We start from the raw sequence: 17,013 nt of genomic DNA on the forward strand, positions 1-17,013 counted from the left end.
AGCGCACCGCGGCGTCCAGGCCCTCGGCGGCCAGGTCCACGCGGTTGTTGTGGGTGGACAGGCGCAGGTCGATGTACGGATGCGCCTGCTGGAAGCCCTGCAGCCGCGGCAGCAGCCAGCCAATGGCAAAGGTGGCCACCACGCCCAGCGCCAGCACCTCGCGCGGGCGAGCTTCGCGCAAGGTGGCCAGCGTGCCGCCAATGCGTTCGAAGGATTCGGCCAGCACCGGCAGCAAGGCCTGGCCTTCTTCGGTCAGTGCCAGCCCGCGCGGCAAGCGGCGAAACAGCGCCATGCCGAAGCGCGACTCCAGGTTCTTCACATGCTGGCTCACTGCGGTGGGCGTGAGGTTCAGCTCGCCGGCTGCGCGGGTGAAGCTCAGGTGGCGGGCAGACACCTCGAAGGCGCGCAAGGCGTTCAGCGGCAGGTCCATGAGAGAGTCCCAAGTTTTCCTTGGGTCAGAGCTGCAATATTCGCGATTGTGAGGTGGTGGCCCGGCCCCTATCGTCGCGTCCCATGCACTTCAACCCATTGAGCTCATTGCCCATGAAACGCCGCCACTGTCTGCAAGCCCTGGCCCTCGCCGCCTCCCCTCTGCTCGCCTCCGCGAAAACTTCAGCTTCCGCCACAACAGGTTCTCTCGACGACTGGGTCAGCTCGCGCTTCCAGGCCATCGAAAAAGCCAGCGGTGGCCACCTGGGCGTTTTCATCCAGGACACCGCCACCGACCGCAGATGGGGCCACCGGGCCGACGAACGCTTCCTGATGTGCAGCACCTTCAAGCTGCAGGCCACCGCCCGCGTGCTGGACCGCGTGGCCCGCGGCGAGGAGCGGCTGGACCGGGTGATCGCGTTTGGCAAGGCGGACCTCGCCGGCTACTCGCCCGTCACCGAGAAGGCCGTCGGCCGCGGCAGCATGACACTGGGCGAGCTGTGCCAGGCCACGATGACCCACAGCGACAACACCGCCGCCAATTTGATCCTGGCGAGCTACGGCGGCCCGGCCTCGCTGACGGCCTGGATGCGCAGCCTGGGCGACGACGTCACCCGCTCCGACCGCACCGAGCCCGCGCTGAACGAGTTCGACGCCACCGGCCAGTTCGACACCACCACGCCGCGCGCCGCCGCCGGCTCGCTGCGGGCGGTGACCCTGGGCAACGCATTGCCACCGCAGCAGCGAGAACTGCTGGTGGGATGGATGCGCGCCAACACCACTGGCGGCCACCGCCTGAAGGCCGGCCTGCCGGCAGGCTGGACGCTGGGCGACAAGACCGGCACCAGCGACGACTGCACCAACGACATCGCCGTCGTGTGGCCGACCGGCGGCCGTGCGCCCGTGGTGGTCACGAGCTACATCGGCCGCAGCCGCACCGAAAACAAGCTGCGCGAGCAATGCCTGGCGCAGGTGGCCGGCATGCTGCCCAAGCTGCTGGGCTGAAGCTTCAGGACCAGCGCAGCGCCAGCGCGCCCCGCCGCCGCACGAGCTGTTCGACGCGCACGGTCCACAAACGCTCGGCGCCCGGGAAAGCGGCGAGCTGGGGGCCGTCCAGAACCAGTGTGGTGTGGCCGCTGAGTTGCAGCAGTTCACCGGTCTCGAAGTCGATGAACAGCAGGCCGGCGCGCGGGTTCAGCAGCAGGTTGCCCAGGGTGTTGAAGAACAGGTTGCCGGCGAAATCCGGGATGGTCAGCAGGTTGCCCTCGACCTTGACAAAACCGGGCTTGCCGCCCCGGTGAGAGACGTCGACCGAAGGCCTGGGTCGCTGCTGGTCGCCAGGGAAATGGCTGGCGACGAAAAAGGTGTCTGCCGCGGCAATGCGGGCACGGGCCTCGTCGTCCAGCGCCTGCAGGTGCTGGGTGGCAGCGCCCGATGCTGAACCCGGCGCACGCGCAAAACGAAAGCCGCGCTGCTGGATGTACCGCGGGCAGTTGCCAAAAGACTCCCCGACCGCCAGCGAGAAGCCGCCCGCATGCAGTGCGGCCACGCGGCCGTTGACCCGGTTGCGGCGCCGGGTGTGCAGCTCGATGCCCAGCAGGCCCAGCGGCGCGCCGTCTTCCAGCGCCCCGCGTACCGGGTCACCCTCGGCCGGCAGCGCACCCAGGACCAGGCGCTGGGGCTGCGGCGAACGCAGGAAGCCGGGCTCGCCTTCGATCACGCCGGCCCAGGGACTGCCTTGCGCGTCCACCGCGCCCACCACGATGAACGGCAGCTGGGCGTAGAACTGCCGGTGCTGGTCCGGCATGAAGTCGCGGATCACGCGGGGGCCAACTTCGGCCATGCGTTCGGCCACGCCGACATGGGCTTGCAACGCCTGTTCGCCGCGGTGCCAGGGCGAGGTGGTGAGGGCGGTGTCCATGACGGTCCTCAGGCGGCGCGCAGGCCAGCGGCGGTGGCCGGCATCGGCACAAAGCCTGGCAAGGCTTCGATGCGGGCCAGCCAGGCGCGCACGTTCGGGTAGTCGGCCAGCGAGACATTGCCTTCTGGCGCGTGGGCGATGTAGCTGTAGTTGGCGATGTCGGCAATGCTGGGCCTGGCGCCGATCAGGAAGGGTCTGCCAGCCAGCTCGGCGTCCATGACCTTCAGCAAGCCGTGCGCGCGGGCAATGACTTCTTCCGGCCGGAAGCCGGCACCGAAGACTGTCACCAGCCGGGCCGCCGCCGGGCCGAAGGCCAGCAGACCGGCGGCCACCGACAGCCAGCGCTGCACCGCGGCTTCGCCCGCGGCGTCCGTCGGCAGCCAGTCGGCGTTGCCGTAGCGGCGCGCGAGGTAGACCAGGATGGCGTTCGAATCGGCCAGCACCAAGCCGTTGTCGTCGATCACCGGCACCTGGCCGAACGGGTTCAGCGCCAGGAACTCGGGCCGCTTGTGCTGGCCACCGCGCAGGTCCATCTCGATCAGCCCGACCGGCTGGTTCAGCAGCGACAGCGCCAGTTGCACCCGGTGGGCGTGGCCGGAGAGGGAGAAGGTGTAGAGCTTGATGGCGGACATGTTCGGGCTTTCGTGAAGGGATGACCGAACTGTCACTGATCTGGTCGCCGAACAGAATCCACGTGAATTCCAAGACTCTGTTTCGCTGACTGGAATAATCAGCCGGGTTGCAGCAAGGGATGCGCGCGCAGCCTGTCCATTGCCAAGTCCAGGAAGGCCCGTGCCTTCTGCGAAGCGTGCCGGCCTTCGCGGTGCACCAGGTGGATGGGCAGCGGCGGGCCTTCGAAAGCGCTCAGCACAATCTTCAGCCGGCCTTCGGCCACCGCCGCGGCCGCCTGGTAGGACATCAGCCGCGTGAGGCCGAAGCCACCCACGGCCGCGGCCAACGCCGATTCGTTGGTGGTGGTCGTCATGCGCGGCTGGACCTTGACCAGGCGCGACTCGCCGTTGTCGTGCAGCCGCCATTCGGAAGTGGACGCCGCGGTGGAGGCGACGATGCAATGCCGGGCCAGTTCGTCGGGCGTGGCGGGTGTGCCGTGCTGTTCCAGGTAGCCCGGCGCGGCGCAGATCACCCGCCGCACCTGGCCGACCTGTATCGCCTGCAGCGAAGAGTCGGCCAAGTTGCCGATGCGCACCGCCAGGTCAATGCCTTCGTCGACGATGTTGACGACGCGGTCCAGGAACCAGCACTCGGCATTGACCTCGGGGTAACGCTGGAGGTATTCGGTCACGATGGGCGTGACGTAGAGCGCGCCGAACATCACCGGTGCTGTGAGCATGAGCTTGCCGCGAGGCGTGGCGTGCATCCCGCTGACCGATTCATCGGCCTCGGCCAAGTCGGCCAGGATGCGCCGGCAGTCTTCCGCATAACGCGCGCCGGCATCGGTCACGCGCACGACCCGCGTGGTGCGGGTCAGGAGGCGAACACCGAGCAGGGTTTCCAGCTCGGTGACGGCGCGCGTGACCGCCGGCGGCGACAGCGCGAGCTTGCGCGCGGCGCCGGCCAGGCTGTGGGTGTCGACCACCGCGACGAACACGCTCATCAGGTGAACACGGTCCAATCATTCCTCCGAATGAAATGCTGCCTTTGAACCGATGAGGATTCTGCGCGAGGCAGGCCGCGCCGGCCCCGGCGCGGGAATAACAAAATCGGAGATTGATCATGAATCCATCAGGACCGTGAAGAAGCGTGTTCATAGACTCGTCACGGTCTCGAAGCTGTTCCTCCCTTGATCGGCGCGGCAACGAGCGTCCTCCTCTGTTGTTGTTTCCTTCTTGGAGCGAACCTTGCTCAAGCCCACCCTCATTCAACAGGCCGTGGCGGCCTTGTTGATCGCCGCTGCACTGCCGGTCATTGGCGCTTCTCAGCCCCTCCGGCGGGCCTACATCGTGCAGTTGACCGATGCGCCCGTTGCCAGTTTCAGCGCCAAGCAGCAAAGCCTGGCTGCGCCGAACAGCCGAGCAGCGACGCGACTGGACCTGCGCAGCAATGCCGTGGCCCAGTACCGCAGCCAACTGGCGAGTCGGCGACAGGAGGTGCTGGCCACCATCGGTCAGGCCCGTGCGTTGCGGGTTTACGAGTTCGCCCTGAATGGCATGGCACTGATGCTCACCGACGCAGAGGCCAAGCAGTTGACCAAGCAGCCCGGCGTGCGTGCCGTCAGCCCGGACCGTGCCCGCACGCTCAGCACCAACCGCACACCCGGCTTTCTGCAGCTGAGCACGTCCAAGGGCTTGTGGACGCAGCGAGACGCCGCCGGCCGTCCGGTGACTGGAGAAGACGTCATCATCGGCATGGTGGACTCCGGCATCTGGCCCGAAGACCTCTCGTTCACTGACCGAGTCGACGCAAACGGCCTGCCCGCCAGCGCGGGCACCCAGGTCTACGCAGCCCCGCCGGCGAAATGGCATGGCAGCTGCGACACAGGACCAGGATTCACGGCCAGCAATTGCAACCAGAAGCTGATCGGCGCCCGCATCTTCAAGGCAGGTTTCGATGCCGTCGGCGATCCATTGGTGCCCGACGAGTACGTTTCGGCGCGCGGCCTGAGCGGACACGGCAGCCACACGGCGTCCATCGCCGCTGGCAATTCAAAGGTCGAAACGCTGCAGGGCGATGCGGTGATCGGTGAGATCTCCGGCTTGGCGCCGCGCGCAAGGATCGCGGTCTACAAGGTTTGCTGGACCGGACAGGCCAACGGGAATGTCTGCTACGACAGCGACTCCGTGGCCGCGATCGATCAAGCCGTTCAAGACGGCGTGGACGTCATCAATTTCTCGATCAGCGGCTCCCAGACTTCGGTCGAGGACCCGGTCGAACAAGCTTTCCTGAACGCAGCCACTGCGGGCGTGTTCGTGGCCACCGCCGCAGGCAACAGCGGCGGCAACACGGTGAATCACCCCAGCCCCTGGGTCACAACCGCTGGTGCCTCGACCACCGACAAGAACTTCGAGGCGCGCCTGACGCTGGGCCAGGACGGCAAGGTCATCAGCGGACCCTCGATGGCCACCGCCACTGTCCAGGGCCAGCTGATCCGTGGCGCGGACGCAGCAGCCACGGCGCCGTTTGACGACACCAACATCCTCGCCCGGCTCTGCGCGGCCAACTCGCTCGATCCTGCCAAGGTGGCGGGCAAAGTCGTGGTCTGCGACCGGGGCAGCAACGGGCGTGTGGACAAGAGCGCGGAGGTGCTGCGCGCCGGAGGCGTCGGCATGGTGTTGCTCAACGTGGGCGACTACGCGGACAGCCTGTATGCCGACGTCCATGCGGTACCCACGGTGCATCTGCCGGTGGCTTCGCGCAAGGCCGTGCTCAAGGCCACGGCAAGTGGTTCCTCGGCTTCCATCGGCATGGCCACCAATCACAAGGTGACCGCACCCGTCGTGGCCAGCTTTTCCGGCCGCGGCCCGAATCTGGCGGACATCGAGATCCTCAAGCCTGACTTGTCAGCCCCAGGGGTGAACATCCTGGGGGCCGACTCCTACTCGGCAACGCAGGCCGAGCACGACGCCATCGTCAACGGCAGCCTGACCCCGCCTGCCTACTACGCCACCCATGACGGCACGTCCATGGCCAGCCCGCACGTGGCTGGCACGGCGGCGCTGCTCAGGCAGCTGCACCCGGGTTGGTCACCTGCCGCCATTCGCTCAGCGCTGATGACCACCACCAGCGCCGTGCTGCAGGCCGGTGGCAGCGCCGATGCAGACCGCATGGGCTACGGCAGCGGCGAAATCCGGCCGAAGGCTGCCGCCGCCGTCGAACTGGTGTACGACGCCAGCCGCAGCGACTACGACGCCTACCTGTGCGGCAAAGGCCTGGCGGACGCCGACACCTGCGCGAATGCAGGCTCGGTGAGCAGCCAGAACCTGAATCTGCCCTCCCTGACGGCAGTGGTGCCTGGTCAAACCAAGATCGAGCGCCGGCTGACCAACGTCTCGGAACATGCCGTCACCTACAGCGCGAAGGCGCAGCTCGTGGGCTTCGATGTCAAGGTCAAGCCAGCGCAGCTCACGCTGGCTCCGGGCGAGAGCGCGCCATTCACCGTGGTGCTGTCGCGCACCGATGCGCCTGAAGCGTCATGGCAGTTCGGCTCGCTGACTTGGAAATCAAGCCAGGGCGGCCAGCCCATCACAAGTCCGCTTTCGGCGCTGCAGCAGTCGTTCAAGATCGCAACCAATCTGAGCTCTCAGAGCGCCAGCTTCAAGACGGCACTGCCCTTCACCGCCGGCTACAGCGGGGCACTCGACACCCACAGCACGGGTTTGATCGCGGGCCAGGCCCTCGCAGGCACGGTGACTGCCCAGGACTTTTCCAGTTGCGTCAACATCCCGGTGGCCGCCGGCAGCATGGCCCTTCACCTGCAGATGTTTGACAGCGACACCAGCCACCCAGGCCAGGACAACCTCGCACTCAGCGTGACGGGGCCTGACGGCAACGGCTACTGGAGCGGTCAGCCAGGTGCCAATCAGGCCATTGACGTGGCGCAGCCTGCCCAAGGCACCTATCAGGCCTGTGTGCTGGCCCTCAGCCTGGTGGGCGATGCATCGAGCTACACGGTCTGGTCCTGGGACCTTCCTGGCAGCGGGTCGGCCGGCCTGCCGCTGAGCACCACCGCTCCCACCCAGGTGAAAGCCGGGCAGAACGGGAAGATCAAGCTGGCCTGGAGCGTGCCGGACGCGCAGCGCTACATGGGCGCAGTTCAGTTCCGTGATGGCAAGGGCAACACCCTGGCGACTACCAGCATTTCGGTGGACCCGCAGTCCGTCGGCACGGTGAACACGGTGCGCGGCAATGCCCGCCACCAAGACCCCGGCCTCCAGACGCGCTGATGCCCTGCCCAACCGACACAGAAAGTATCTCCATCATGTTGTCAAACGCAAAGTTCTCGTTGTCCGCTGCCTTCCGCGCGGCGGCCAGGTGCCTATCCTGGCTGATCGCACTGGGCGCTTTCGGCGCCGCGCAGGGCAGCAATGCCAGTGAAGTGGTGATCAAGCAGGCCGTGGCCAACGGCGGCAGCTACAGCCTGCCGTACTACATGCCGGCGGCGCAAACCTTCGTCGCCAACAGCACCCAGATCGATTCCATCTCGGTCAGTCTTTCCAACTCCAGCTTCTCATCCCTCGGGAACTCCAAGGACGAGAAGCATGTGACGATGGTGCTGTACAGGGGCGACACCATCAATGACGCCTCGAAAGCACTGCGGCAAGTGGTGGTCAACGTCGCCGGCAAGCTGGGTGACGCGCCAGGTGCTTCGGCGATGGTGGCCTATCACTTCTCTCCGCCTGTCGACGTGACGCCGGGTGAGACCTACACCTTCCAGGTGTTCGCGATGCAACCCCGGTTCTGGATCAACTCGTCCAACTCCAATCCCTACCCCGATGGGCATGCTTATCTGAGCGGCAACCCTAACGATGAATTGGTGTTCAAGGTCACCCGGCCAGACAGCAACGCCAGTTCGACGGTTGTCAGCAAGCGCAACAAGCCGCAGTGAGTCAGCGCAGCGAAGGCAACAACCACTCGATGTCTGCTGCGGTCGATGTGTGAGGCAAAACAAAGCGCCCATTCGAGGATTGCCCATTCAGGGCCCTTCCCAGTGGGTGCTCATCCAGCCAGGGAGAAAGCGCTCTCAATCGCATCTGCGCCTGGCCCGTTCGGCCTGCTGTCAAGTCCATCCAGGCGGCATCCATCAAGGCCATGGCGCGCCAGCGACCTGCAGGCGCGAGGCTCACCGCGTCTTCCAGATGTTTCAGCGCCTGCTCGGCATGGCCAAGCCTGAAAGCCAGCGCGGCCCGGGCGCGCGCCATGGCGGATTGCAACTCCCCGTTGATGAGCACGGCCGGCAGCTCGGCAAGCTGGGCAAGCCGTGCTTCGGCCGCCACGACGTCGCCGAATCGCAGTGACATTTCCAGCCGCCACAGCTGCCGATACCGCAGCCGCAAATGCGCCTGGCTGCGCTGCGCCATGGCCACGGTGCGCTTGAAAAGCGCGCCGGCAGCCTCTGCGCGGCCTGCACACATTTCGCGCCTGGCCCGCGCCGTCAGCCACTGTGACTTGGGCGGCAGTCCGGCGCGCTCACACAAGGGCGCCAGGCGCTCCAGGACACGATCAAGATCGCGCACCAGCCCCAGTTCGCCATAGACCTCTGCCGCCGCTTCCGCAATGCTGGCCGCCGCATGCGGCTGCTGCAGGCTGTCGAAGCCTTGTTCGGACTCTGCTGCCTGGCTGCGCGCCAGCGCAAGACAGCCCAGGCCCGCGTTGATCCGGGCCAGGTTCATCAGCGTCAGCGAGGCAGCGCTGCGAAGTCCGTGGGCGCGGTTCAGCAGCAAGACCTCGTCCAGCAGATTGCGCGCCTTGAGCAGGTGCCCCTGCTCCGCCTCGACGACGGCCAGATTGTCCTTCACCAGGCTCAGGTGCAAACGACTGCCGCCGACCGTGCTCAGTTCATGGTGGAGCGCATTCAGCGCCGCCTCGGCCCTGGGGACGTCACCTTGCAGGCGCAGCGCCATGGCCTGCCCCAACCGCGCCCGGACCAGAATGTCGGGGGCGCCGACGGCACTCGCTGACCTGATCGACTGCGCCAGATGATCGACGGCATTCGGGATCGCGCCCCGGGTCTCGCCCATCAACAGTGCGTGCCCGAGCGCCAGATGCACGATGGCCTGCAAGCGCTCGTCGCCGACCTCGCGGGCCTGGCTCAACAGGGCCGTGCCGACCTCCAGCGCCCGGGGATCTTCACCATTGGTGAGGCTGCGCAGGTATTCCAGTTGCGCCGCTGAATTCCGCGGCTCCAGTTCCAGCACCACCTCGAAGAACTTGGCAGCCGCACGGAATTGATACTGGGCGGCCAATTGCGTGCCGCGCCCGATGACTTGGTTGACGAAAGGATCTTGCGACTCGGGCACCAACGGCACCGCGCCCTGAGGGCACAGACCCTGCGCCACCTCCGCGGCCATGCGAAGCGCCATCTCACTGGGCTCATCGCCTCGCAAGGTGCCTGCCGGACCGGCCTCGACCTCCCCCGTGCACTGATACGCCAGCCACAAGGCATTGCCCTGCCATCGCAGCACGGATTGCAGCACGCAATCCGCGCCCAGGCGCTGCCGAAGTGCGTCCGCCTTTTCGCGTGAACCCATGTCGGCAGGCAATTGGCCAAGCTCGAACAACATCAGGTTCAGGTCCACCACCGCGAGCGCAACCCGGCCGCTCAGCGCATTGCAGACCAGCGCCGCCAGCCCCAGGCTGATCCAGTCGAACCGAGTTTCGCCCGTGCGATTTTCAATCGGAAGAACCGCAACCCGGCGCTGCTGCGTGGCGCTCGGCAGAGGCGCCGCGGCAGCAGGCAGCAGGCTCCCAACAAAGCGATAACCCACTTTGTGGATTGTCTTGATGAGGGCCTCTTCGCCCCCTTCGTCCCCAATGGCCTTGCGCGCCTGCATCACACTGCGTGCCAGCACGCCCTCGGACACCACGCGGCCATGCCACAAGTGGTTCAGCAACTCCTCCTTGCCCACCACCCGGCCGCAATGTTCGATCAGGTGCAGCAGCAAGTCGAAAACCTTTGGCGCGACGGCCTGGGTTTGTCCGTCAAGCCAAAGTTCGCGTCGAGGCACGCTCAGCTCGCAGCGCGCAAATCGCAGGGTGTCGGCAAGAGGCATGAAAGGGTCGGGGGCTCCGGAGCTGAAAAGCGGTGCAGGCGCGCGCCAGCAACTGGGCCTCACGCAAAACGCCTGCCAATGGTCGCCGATCCTTGTGCACTCCGAAACCAAGTAATCCACGAAGCAACGCACAACCCGCCCGTTGCGGGCTGCCATGCGGCGAGTTCAGCGGGGCGCCCGATCGGCCCGCGCCCTTGCCCATCGCCCATTGCCTATCGCCGATTCGCTACCACCTACTGCACGACAAGTTCGACGCGGCGGTTCCGGGCGCGCCCGTCTTCGGCCGTGTTGCTGGCCACCGGTGCCAGGTTGGCCACGCCCTTGGCGGCCAGGCGCTTGGCGTCCACCTTGTGCTGCGTGACCAGCGCCTGCACCACCGCTTGCGCGCGGGCCTGCGAGAGCGCGAGGTTGGCGTCCAGTGCGCCCTGGCTGTCGGTGTGGCCGACGATGTAGACCTTCAGTGCCGGCTGGGCCTGCAGCAGCTTGGCCATCTCGGCCAGTTGCGGCTGCGACTCTGGCTTGACTTCGGACTTGCCGGTGTCGAAGAACAGGCCATAGAGCGCGATCTTGCCGTCTGCCGCCAGACCTTGCTGCAGCGCCGCCGCGTTGACCTGCACCTGGCCAGTGGCCATCGCCTTGGGCTCGACGATCTGGATGAAGGTGGCCGTGGTGTTGGTCGTCTTGTTGACCGCAGTGGAGGTGTAGACCATCACGTGCACCTCCTGGCCGCCCTTGGACAGGGTGCCGTAGAGGAAGCGGCCGTCGAAGCTCAACGCGCCGTGCTCGATGCTGTAGGTCGAATCGTCTGCGCCAGCCACTTCACCTTCGGCCCATTGCACGCCGCCGTCGAAGTCGATGGTCTTGTCCATCGCGAAGTACAGGTCCTGGCAGGCCTGCTCGCAGCTGAACCTGGGCTTGAAGCCTGCCTCCAACAGCGCCTGCTGGTAGTTGCGATGCACCTCCAGCGGTGTCTTGCCCCGCGGCGCCAGGTAGAACAGGCGCGTCAGGCGGCCTTCCACCGGCACGGCCTGGCTCCAGCGGTCATGGGCCACGCCCATGCCAACCGGGAACTGCGTCTGCTCCCATTCCGCCGTCTTGGCGCCGAACAGCCATGAGCCGGTAAAGCGCTGGATCAGCGGATGATCCTTAGCACTGGGCGCGTCCACCTGAGGCTTGGCTGGCTTGGCCGCCTGGACCGGCGCGGGCGTGGCCAAGGCCAGCAGCAGCGGCGCGCAGGCCGCGGCGCGGGCCATGGCATGGCCAAAGGAACGGAGCGAGGCGAGCAGGTTCTTCATCATGGGCGCGAGGGTTCAGGGGAAACCGAACGCTACAACGTCGCCATCAACGACAAAGGCCCCGAAGGGCCTTTGTTTGTATCAAGGCGCGACGGGTGCGCCCAGGTTCAATGCAGCTTCAGTTCAACGCTCGCCGAGCGGCTTGACGGTGCGCGCGGCCGAGCCGACGAACAGCTGGCGCGGGCGGCCGATCTTGTACTCGGGGTCGCCGATCATTTCGTTCAGCTGGGCAATCCAGCCGACCGTGCGGGCCAGCGCGAAGATCGCGGTGAACAGCGGCACCGGAATGCCGATGGCGCGCTGCACGATGCCGGAGTAGAAGTCCACGTTCGGGTAGAGCTTGCGGGCGACGAAGTATTCGTCTTCCAGCGCGATTTTCTCAAGCGACATGGCCAGCTTGAACAGCGGGTCGTCGTGCAGGCCTAGCGCATCCAGCACTTCGTGGCAGGTCTCGCGCATCAGCTTGGCGCGCGGGTCGTAGTTCTTGTAGACGCGGTGGCCAAAGCCCATCAGCTTGACGCCGCTGTTCTTGTCCTTGACCTGCTTGATGAACTCGCCGATCTTCTCGACGCCGCCGTTCTTCTGGATGTCGCCAAGCATGTTCAGCGCCGCCTCGTTGGCACCGCCGTGCGCCGGGCCCCACAGGCAGGCCACGCCCGCAGCGATGGCGGCGAAGGGGTTGGTGCCAGACGAACCGCACAGACGCACTGTCGAGGTTGAAGCGTTCTGCTCGTGGTCGGCATGCAGCGTGAAGATGCGGTCCATCGCGCGCACCAGCACGTCGTTGGGCTTGTACTCCTCGCACGGCGTGGCGAACATCATGCGCATGAAGTTGCCAGCGTACGAGAGGTCGTTCTTCGGGTAGATGTAGGGCTGGCCGATGGTGTACTTGTAGGCCATTGCCACCAGCGTCGGCATCTTGGCGATCAGGCGGATCGCAGCGATGTCCCGGTGCTCGGGGTTATTGATGTCGGTGCTGTCGTGATAGAAGGCCGACAGCGCGCCGACCAGGCCGGTCATGACCGCCATCGGGTGCGCATCGCGGCGGAAGCCGCGCAGGAAGAACTGCATCTGCTCGTTGACCATCGTGTGATTGGTCACGCGGTGCTCGAACTCTTGCTTCTGCGAGGCGTTCGGCAGCTCTCCGTACAGCAGCAGGTAGCAGGTTTCCAGGTAGTCGCAATTGACTGCGAGCTGCTCGATCGGGTAGCCGCGATACAGCAGTTCGCCCTTGTCGCCATCGATGTAGGTGATGGTCGAGTTGCACGAAGCGGTCGACAGGAAGCCGGGGTCGTAGGTGAACTTGCCGGTCTGGCCGTAGAGCTTGCGGATGTCGATCACATCGGGCCCGATGGTGCCCTTGTAGATCGGCAGTTCCATGTTGGGGCTGCCATCGGAGAACGACAGCGTGGCTTTCACGTCGGAGGGGGTCATCTCAAGTTCCTTTCGCACGAATCCATCAAGCAGGCAGCCGCATGCGGGCCAGCACATCCCGAACTTCAGGGCAGTTCAGTTCGCCCTCGGGCTCTCGCCGCTTCAGCAGCAGGTCCAGCAGGTCGTTGTCTGACAGGTCCATCAGCGTTTGCAGCCCACGCAACATGAACGGCGTCATCGCAGTCTCGTGGCGTTGGAAGAAGCGCTCGACGAACAAGTCGTTTTCGAGCAAGCCGCGCCGGCAACGCCATTTCAGGCGGTTGATGTCGCCAGCGTCCAGCAGGTCGGTGGTGTCAGCAGTGTCCATGGCTTGGCTTGCTCGGGTCGGTCTGAGGGTAATTCCTCAGACCGCGCGCCGAACCATCAATTCCTTGATCTTGCCGATGGCCTTGGTGGGGTTCAGACCCTTGGGGCAGACATCGACGCAGTTCATGATGGTGTGGCAACGGAACAGGCGGTACGGGTCCTCGAGGTTGTCGAGGCGGCCCGCGGTGTCCTGGTCGCGGCTGTCGGCAATGAAGCGGTAGGCCTGCAGCAGGCCGGCCGGACCGACGAACTTGTCCGGGTTCCACCAGAAGCTCGGGCAGCTGGTCGAACAACTCGCGCACAGGATGCACTCGTACAGGCCGTCCAGCTCTTCGCGCTCTTCCGGGCTCTGCAGGCGTTCCTTCTCGGGCGGCCGCTCGTCGTTGACGAGGTAAGGCTTGATCGAGTTGTACTGCTTGAAGAACTGGGTCATGTCGACGATCAGGTCGCGGATGACCGGCAGGCCGGGCAGCGGACGCAGCGTGATCACGCCGGGCAGCGTGAGCATGTTGGTCAGGCAGGCCAGGCCGTTCTTGCCGTTGATGTTCATCGCGTCCGAACCGCAGACGCCTTCGCGGCAGGAGCGGCGGAACGAGATCGTCGGGTCGACGGCCTTCAGCTTGATCAGGGCGTCCAGCAGCATGCGTTCATGGCCATCGAGTTCGATCTCGATGGTCTGCATGTAGGGCTTGGCATCCTTGTCCGGGTCGTAGCGGTAGATCTGAAAAACGCGCTTCATTGGGAGGCTCTCGATTCTTTAGAAGGTACGGACCTTGGGCGGCACGGATTCGACCGTCAGCGGCTGCAGGTTCACCGGCTTGTAGTCCAGGCGGTTGCCTTCGGAATACCACAGCGTGTGCTTCATCCAGTTCTCGTCGTCGCGGTTCGGGAAGTCGTCATGCGCATGCGCGCCGCGGCTTTCCGGGCGGGCAGCCGCCGAGATCATCGTGGCCTGGGCGGCTTCGATCAGGTTGTCGACTTCCAGCGCCTCGATGCGCGCGGTGTTGAAGACCTTGGAGCTGTCCTTCAGGCCGATGTTCTTGACCCGCTCGGCGACTTCCCTGATCTTGACCACGCCTTCGTCCATGCTCTTCTGCGTGCGGAACACGCCAGCATGGCGCTGCATCGTGCTGCGGATGTCGTTGGCCACGTCCTGCGCGTATTCGCCATCCTTGGCGCTGTCCAGGCGGGCCAGGCGGGCGAGGGTCTTGTCGGCAGCATCGGCTGGCAGCGGCTTGTGGTTCTTCTGCTTCAGCGCCGAGGCCACGATGTGGTTGCCCGCCGCGCGGCCGAAGACCACCAGGTCCAGAAGCGAGTTGGTGCCCAGGCGGTTGGCGCCGTGCACCGAGACGCAGGAGCATTCGCCTACTGCGTACAGGCCATTGACGACCTCGTTCGGGATGCCGTTCTTCGGAATCACGACCTGGCCGTGCACATTCGTCGGAATGCCACCCATCTGGTAGTGGATGGTCGGCACCACCGGAATCGGTTCCTTGGTGATGTCGACGTTGGCGAAGTTGTGGCCGATCTCCAGCACCGAGGGCAGGCGCTTGGCAATCGTGTCGGCGCCCAGGTGGGTCATGTCCAGCACGACGTAGTCCTTGTTCGGACCACAGCCACGGCCTTCCTTGATCTCCTGGTCCATCGAGCGCGAGACGAAGTCGCGGGGTGCCAGGTCCTTCAGCGTCGGGGCGTAGCGTTCCATGAAGCGTTCGCCATTGGCGTTGCGCAGGATCGCGCCTTCGCCGCGGCAGCCTTCGGTCAGCAGCACGCCGGCACCGGCCACGCCGGTCGGGTGGAACTGCCAGAACTCCATGTCTTCCAGCGGAATGCCGGCACGCGCCGCCATGCCCAGCCCGTCACCGGTGTTGATGAAGGCATTGGTCGAGGCCGCGAAGATGCGGCCGGCGCCGCCGGTGGCCATCAGCACGGTCTTGGCTTCCAGGATGTGCAGGTCGCCGGTTTCCATCTCCAGCGCGGTCACGCCGCAGACGTCGCCGTCCTGGTCGCGGATCAGGTCCAGCGCCATCCATTCGACGAAGAAGTTGGTGCGGGCCTTGACGTTCTGCTGGTACAGCGTGTGCAGCAGCGCGTGGCCGGTGCGGTCGGCCGCGGCGCAGGCGCGCTGCACCGGCTTCTCGCCGTAGTTGGCGGTGTGGCCGCCGAACGGGCGCTGGTAGATCGTGCCGTCGGCATTGCGGTCGAACGGCATGCCGAAATGCTCAAGCTCGTAGACGACCTTGGGCGCTTCGCGGCACATGAACTCGATGGCGTCCTGGTCGCCCAGCCAGTCGGAGCCCTTGATGGTGTCGTAGAAGTGGTAGTGCCAGTTGTCTTCCGACATGTTGCCCAGCGAGGCACCGATGCCGCCTTGCGCCGCCACCGTGTGCGAGCGGGTCGGGAAGACCTTGGACAGCACGGCCACGTTCAGGCCGGCCAGCGAGAGTTGCAGCGAGGCACGCATGCCAGAGCCGCCAGCGCCGACGATGACGACGTCGAACTTGCGCTTGGTAATTTGGTTGGCCACAGCCATTTACAGCCTCCAGAGCACTTGAACAGCCCAGCCGGCACAGCCGACCAGCCAGACGATGGAAAACACCTGCAGCGCCAGGCGCAGGCCGACCGGCTTGATGTAGTCCATCCAGATGTCGCGCACGCCGACCCATGCGTGGTATGCCAGCGAGACGATGACGACGAAGGTCAGGACCTTCATCCATTGGTGCGAGAAGATGCCTGCCCACTTGTCGTAGCCGAGCTCGCCGGGCAGGAGCACCTGCACCAGCACAACGACCGTGAACAACGCCATCAGGATGGCGGTGACGCGCTGGGCCAGCCAGTCGCGGAAACCGTAGTGCGCGCCGACGACGAGGCGCTTGCTGCCGTAGTTGATTGCCATTTGTTGAATTCCTCGCTCAGTACAGGCCGAAGAGCTTGGCGCCCAGCAGCAAGGTCAGCAGCGTGCCCAGCACCAGCGTGACCAGCGCGGAGCTCTTGCCCTGCTCTTTGCTGACGCTGTGCGTCATGTCCATCCACAGGTGGCGCACGCCGGCGATGAAGTGGTGCAGGAAGCCCCAGATCAGGCCCAGGCTGACCAGCTTGATGAACCAGCCCGGCAAGAAGCCGATGCCGGCCACGAAGGCGTTGCGGAAGCTCTCGAACGAGACTTCGGAGGTGACGCTGGTGTCGAACAACCAGATGATGAAGGGCAGCAACAGGAACATCAGCAGGCCGCTGATGCGATGCAGGATGGAAACCCAGCCGGCCGGCGGAAGCCGGTAGCCGGCAAGGTCTGTCACATGGATGTTGCGAAACTCTGGACGTGGTTTGAGCGTATCTGCCATGGCTTGTATGTCCTCGTTGTGGGCGCTCTTGGAATGGCTCTGCAAAAGCTCTTCTGAACTCAGGGAAGCGTTCTTGGAAGCAGGGAGGTGGCTAGGCGACACCCTGAGGTGGCTAGGCGTCACCCTGGTTTGTACCCAAGGTGAAACCCGATGATTTTATTGCAATGCAACAGATTTGCGCGGGGGTGATGCGCAAAGCGTTCCCGGCCGCGCACCTAAGCAATCGGGCGCCTCGACTAGTTCAGTTCGTTGCGGTAGTAGTGGCTTTCGGTGTTGTAGAGGCCGCGGCGCAGCTCGACCGGTGCATCGCCATAGGTATGTGCCAGCCGCTCGACGCTCAGCAGCGGTGCGCCTTCGGGCACCTGCAGCAGCACGGCGGTCGCCGCGTCGGCCGCCACTGCGCGGATCTTCTCTTCGGCGCGGATCATGCGCACGCCGAATTCGGTCTCGAACAGGCCGTACATCGGGCCAGCGTACTGGGACAGGCGCTCGGCAGTCAGCCCCTTGAACGGCGCGGCCGGCAGCCAGATCTCGTCGAGCACCACGGGCCGGCCCTGGCG

16 protein-coding genes are annotated in these 17,013 nt (G+C 65.5%); 3 read left to right on the forward strand and 13 right to left on the reverse strand.

Translation table 11 applies throughout. The features are described from left to right. The coding region (locus FKP22_RS05370) for a LysR family transcriptional regulator (RefSeq protein WP_141285913.1) at positions 1–430 on the reverse strand (430 nt) is incomplete at its 3' end. Between the two features lie 113 nt (positions 431–543). Here FKP22_RS05370 and bla point away from each other — a divergent pair. Next, positions 544–1,434: a class A beta-lactamase gene (gene bla, locus FKP22_RS05375; protein WP_211361308.1), complete on the forward strand. Its 891-nt coding sequence runs from the start codon at positions 544–546 to the stop codon at positions 1,432–1,434. Positions 1,435–1,438: 4 nt separating this feature from the next. Here bla and FKP22_RS05380 read toward each other — a convergent pair whose 3' ends face one another. The 3 genes from FKP22_RS05380 to FKP22_RS05390 all read right to left on the reverse strand — a co-directional run bounded on the left by FKP22_RS05380 (position 1,439) and on the right by FKP22_RS05390 (position 3,983). Next, positions 1,439–2,350, reverse strand: coding sequence for a pyridoxamine 5'-phosphate oxidase family protein (locus FKP22_RS05380; protein WP_141285917.1), 912 nt, complete (start codon positions 2,348–2,350; stop codon positions 1,439–1,441). 8 nt (positions 2,351–2,358) lie between these two features. Beyond that, entirely contained in the window at positions 2,359–2,982 is a 624-nt protein-coding gene (locus FKP22_RS05385) for a glutathione S-transferase family protein (RefSeq protein WP_141285919.1), read from the reverse strand. Positions 2,983–3,080: 98 nt separating this feature from the next. Continuing rightward, on the reverse strand, positions 3,081–3,983 hold the full coding sequence (locus tag FKP22_RS05390; protein ID WP_141285921.1) for a LysR family transcriptional regulator: 903 nt from the start codon (positions 3,981–3,983) through the stop codon (positions 3,081–3,083). Between the two features lie 226 nt (positions 3,984–4,209). Here FKP22_RS05390 and FKP22_RS34340 point away from each other — a divergent pair, with 226 nt between their 5' ends. Further along, positions 4,210–7,251, forward strand: coding sequence for a S8 family peptidase (locus FKP22_RS34340; protein ID WP_170200762.1), 3,042 nt, complete (start codon positions 4,210–4,212; stop codon positions 7,249–7,251). Between the two features lie 35 nt (positions 7,252–7,286). After that, positions 7,287–7,913, forward strand: coding sequence for a hypothetical protein (locus FKP22_RS05400; RefSeq protein ID WP_141285925.1), 627 nt, complete (start codon positions 7,287–7,289; stop codon positions 7,911–7,913). Position 7,914: 1 nt separating this feature from the next. On the opposite strand, the gene FKP22_RS05405 is transcribed toward FKP22_RS05400, so the two are convergent. The 9 genes from FKP22_RS05405 to FKP22_RS05445 form a co-directional block, all read right to left on the reverse strand. Beyond that, on the reverse strand, positions 7,915–10,077 hold the full coding sequence (locus FKP22_RS05405; protein WP_170200763.1) for a winged helix-turn-helix domain-containing protein: 2,163 nt from the start codon (positions 10,075–10,077) through the stop codon (positions 7,915–7,917). Positions 10,078–10,310: 233 nt separating this feature from the next. Then, complete coding sequence (locus FKP22_RS05410) at positions 10,311–11,372, reverse strand: OmpA family protein (RefSeq protein WP_170200764.1); 1,062 nt, start codon at positions 11,370–11,372, stop codon at positions 10,311–10,313. A gap of 123 nt (positions 11,373–11,495) precedes the next feature. After that, positions 11,496–12,806 (reverse strand): citrate synthase, encoded by a 1,311-nt coding sequence (gltA, locus tag FKP22_RS05415; RefSeq protein ID WP_141285931.1) that lies wholly within the window; start codon positions 12,804–12,806, stop codon positions 11,496–11,498. A 25-nt stretch (positions 12,807–12,831) separates the two neighbouring features. Further along, on the reverse strand, positions 12,832–13,113 hold the full coding sequence (locus FKP22_RS05420) for an FAD assembly factor SdhE (protein WP_141285933.1): 282 nt from the start codon (positions 13,111–13,113) through the stop codon (positions 12,832–12,834). A gap of 36 nt (positions 13,114–13,149) precedes the next feature. Then, positions 13,150–13,851 (reverse strand): succinate dehydrogenase iron-sulfur subunit, encoded by a 702-nt coding sequence (locus FKP22_RS05425; RefSeq protein ID WP_141285935.1) that lies wholly within the window; start codon positions 13,849–13,851, stop codon positions 13,150–13,152. Between the two features lie 18 nt (positions 13,852–13,869). After that, positions 13,870–15,645 (reverse strand): succinate dehydrogenase flavoprotein subunit, encoded by a 1,776-nt coding sequence (gene sdhA / locus FKP22_RS05430; protein ID WP_141285937.1) that lies wholly within the window; start codon positions 15,643–15,645, stop codon positions 13,870–13,872. After that, positions 15,646–16,008, reverse strand: coding sequence for a succinate dehydrogenase, hydrophobic membrane anchor protein (gene sdhD / locus FKP22_RS05435; protein ID WP_141285939.1), 363 nt, complete (start codon positions 16,006–16,008; stop codon positions 15,646–15,648). Between the two features lie 16 nt (positions 16,009–16,024). Further along, positions 16,025–16,453, reverse strand: a complete 429-nt coding sequence (gene sdhC, locus FKP22_RS05440; RefSeq protein WP_141285941.1) for a succinate dehydrogenase, cytochrome b556 subunit — start codon at positions 16,451–16,453, stop codon at positions 16,025–16,027. A gap of 236 nt (positions 16,454–16,689) precedes the next feature. After that, the coding region (locus FKP22_RS05445; RefSeq protein ID WP_141285943.1) for a UTRA domain-containing protein at positions 16,690–17,013 on the reverse strand (324 nt) is incomplete at its 5' end.

It is taken from the genome of Ideonella azotifigens (genome assembly GCF_006519715.1).
GTDB lineage: Bacteria > Pseudomonadota > Gammaproteobacteria > Burkholderiales > Burkholderiaceae_C > Ideonella > Ideonella azotifigens.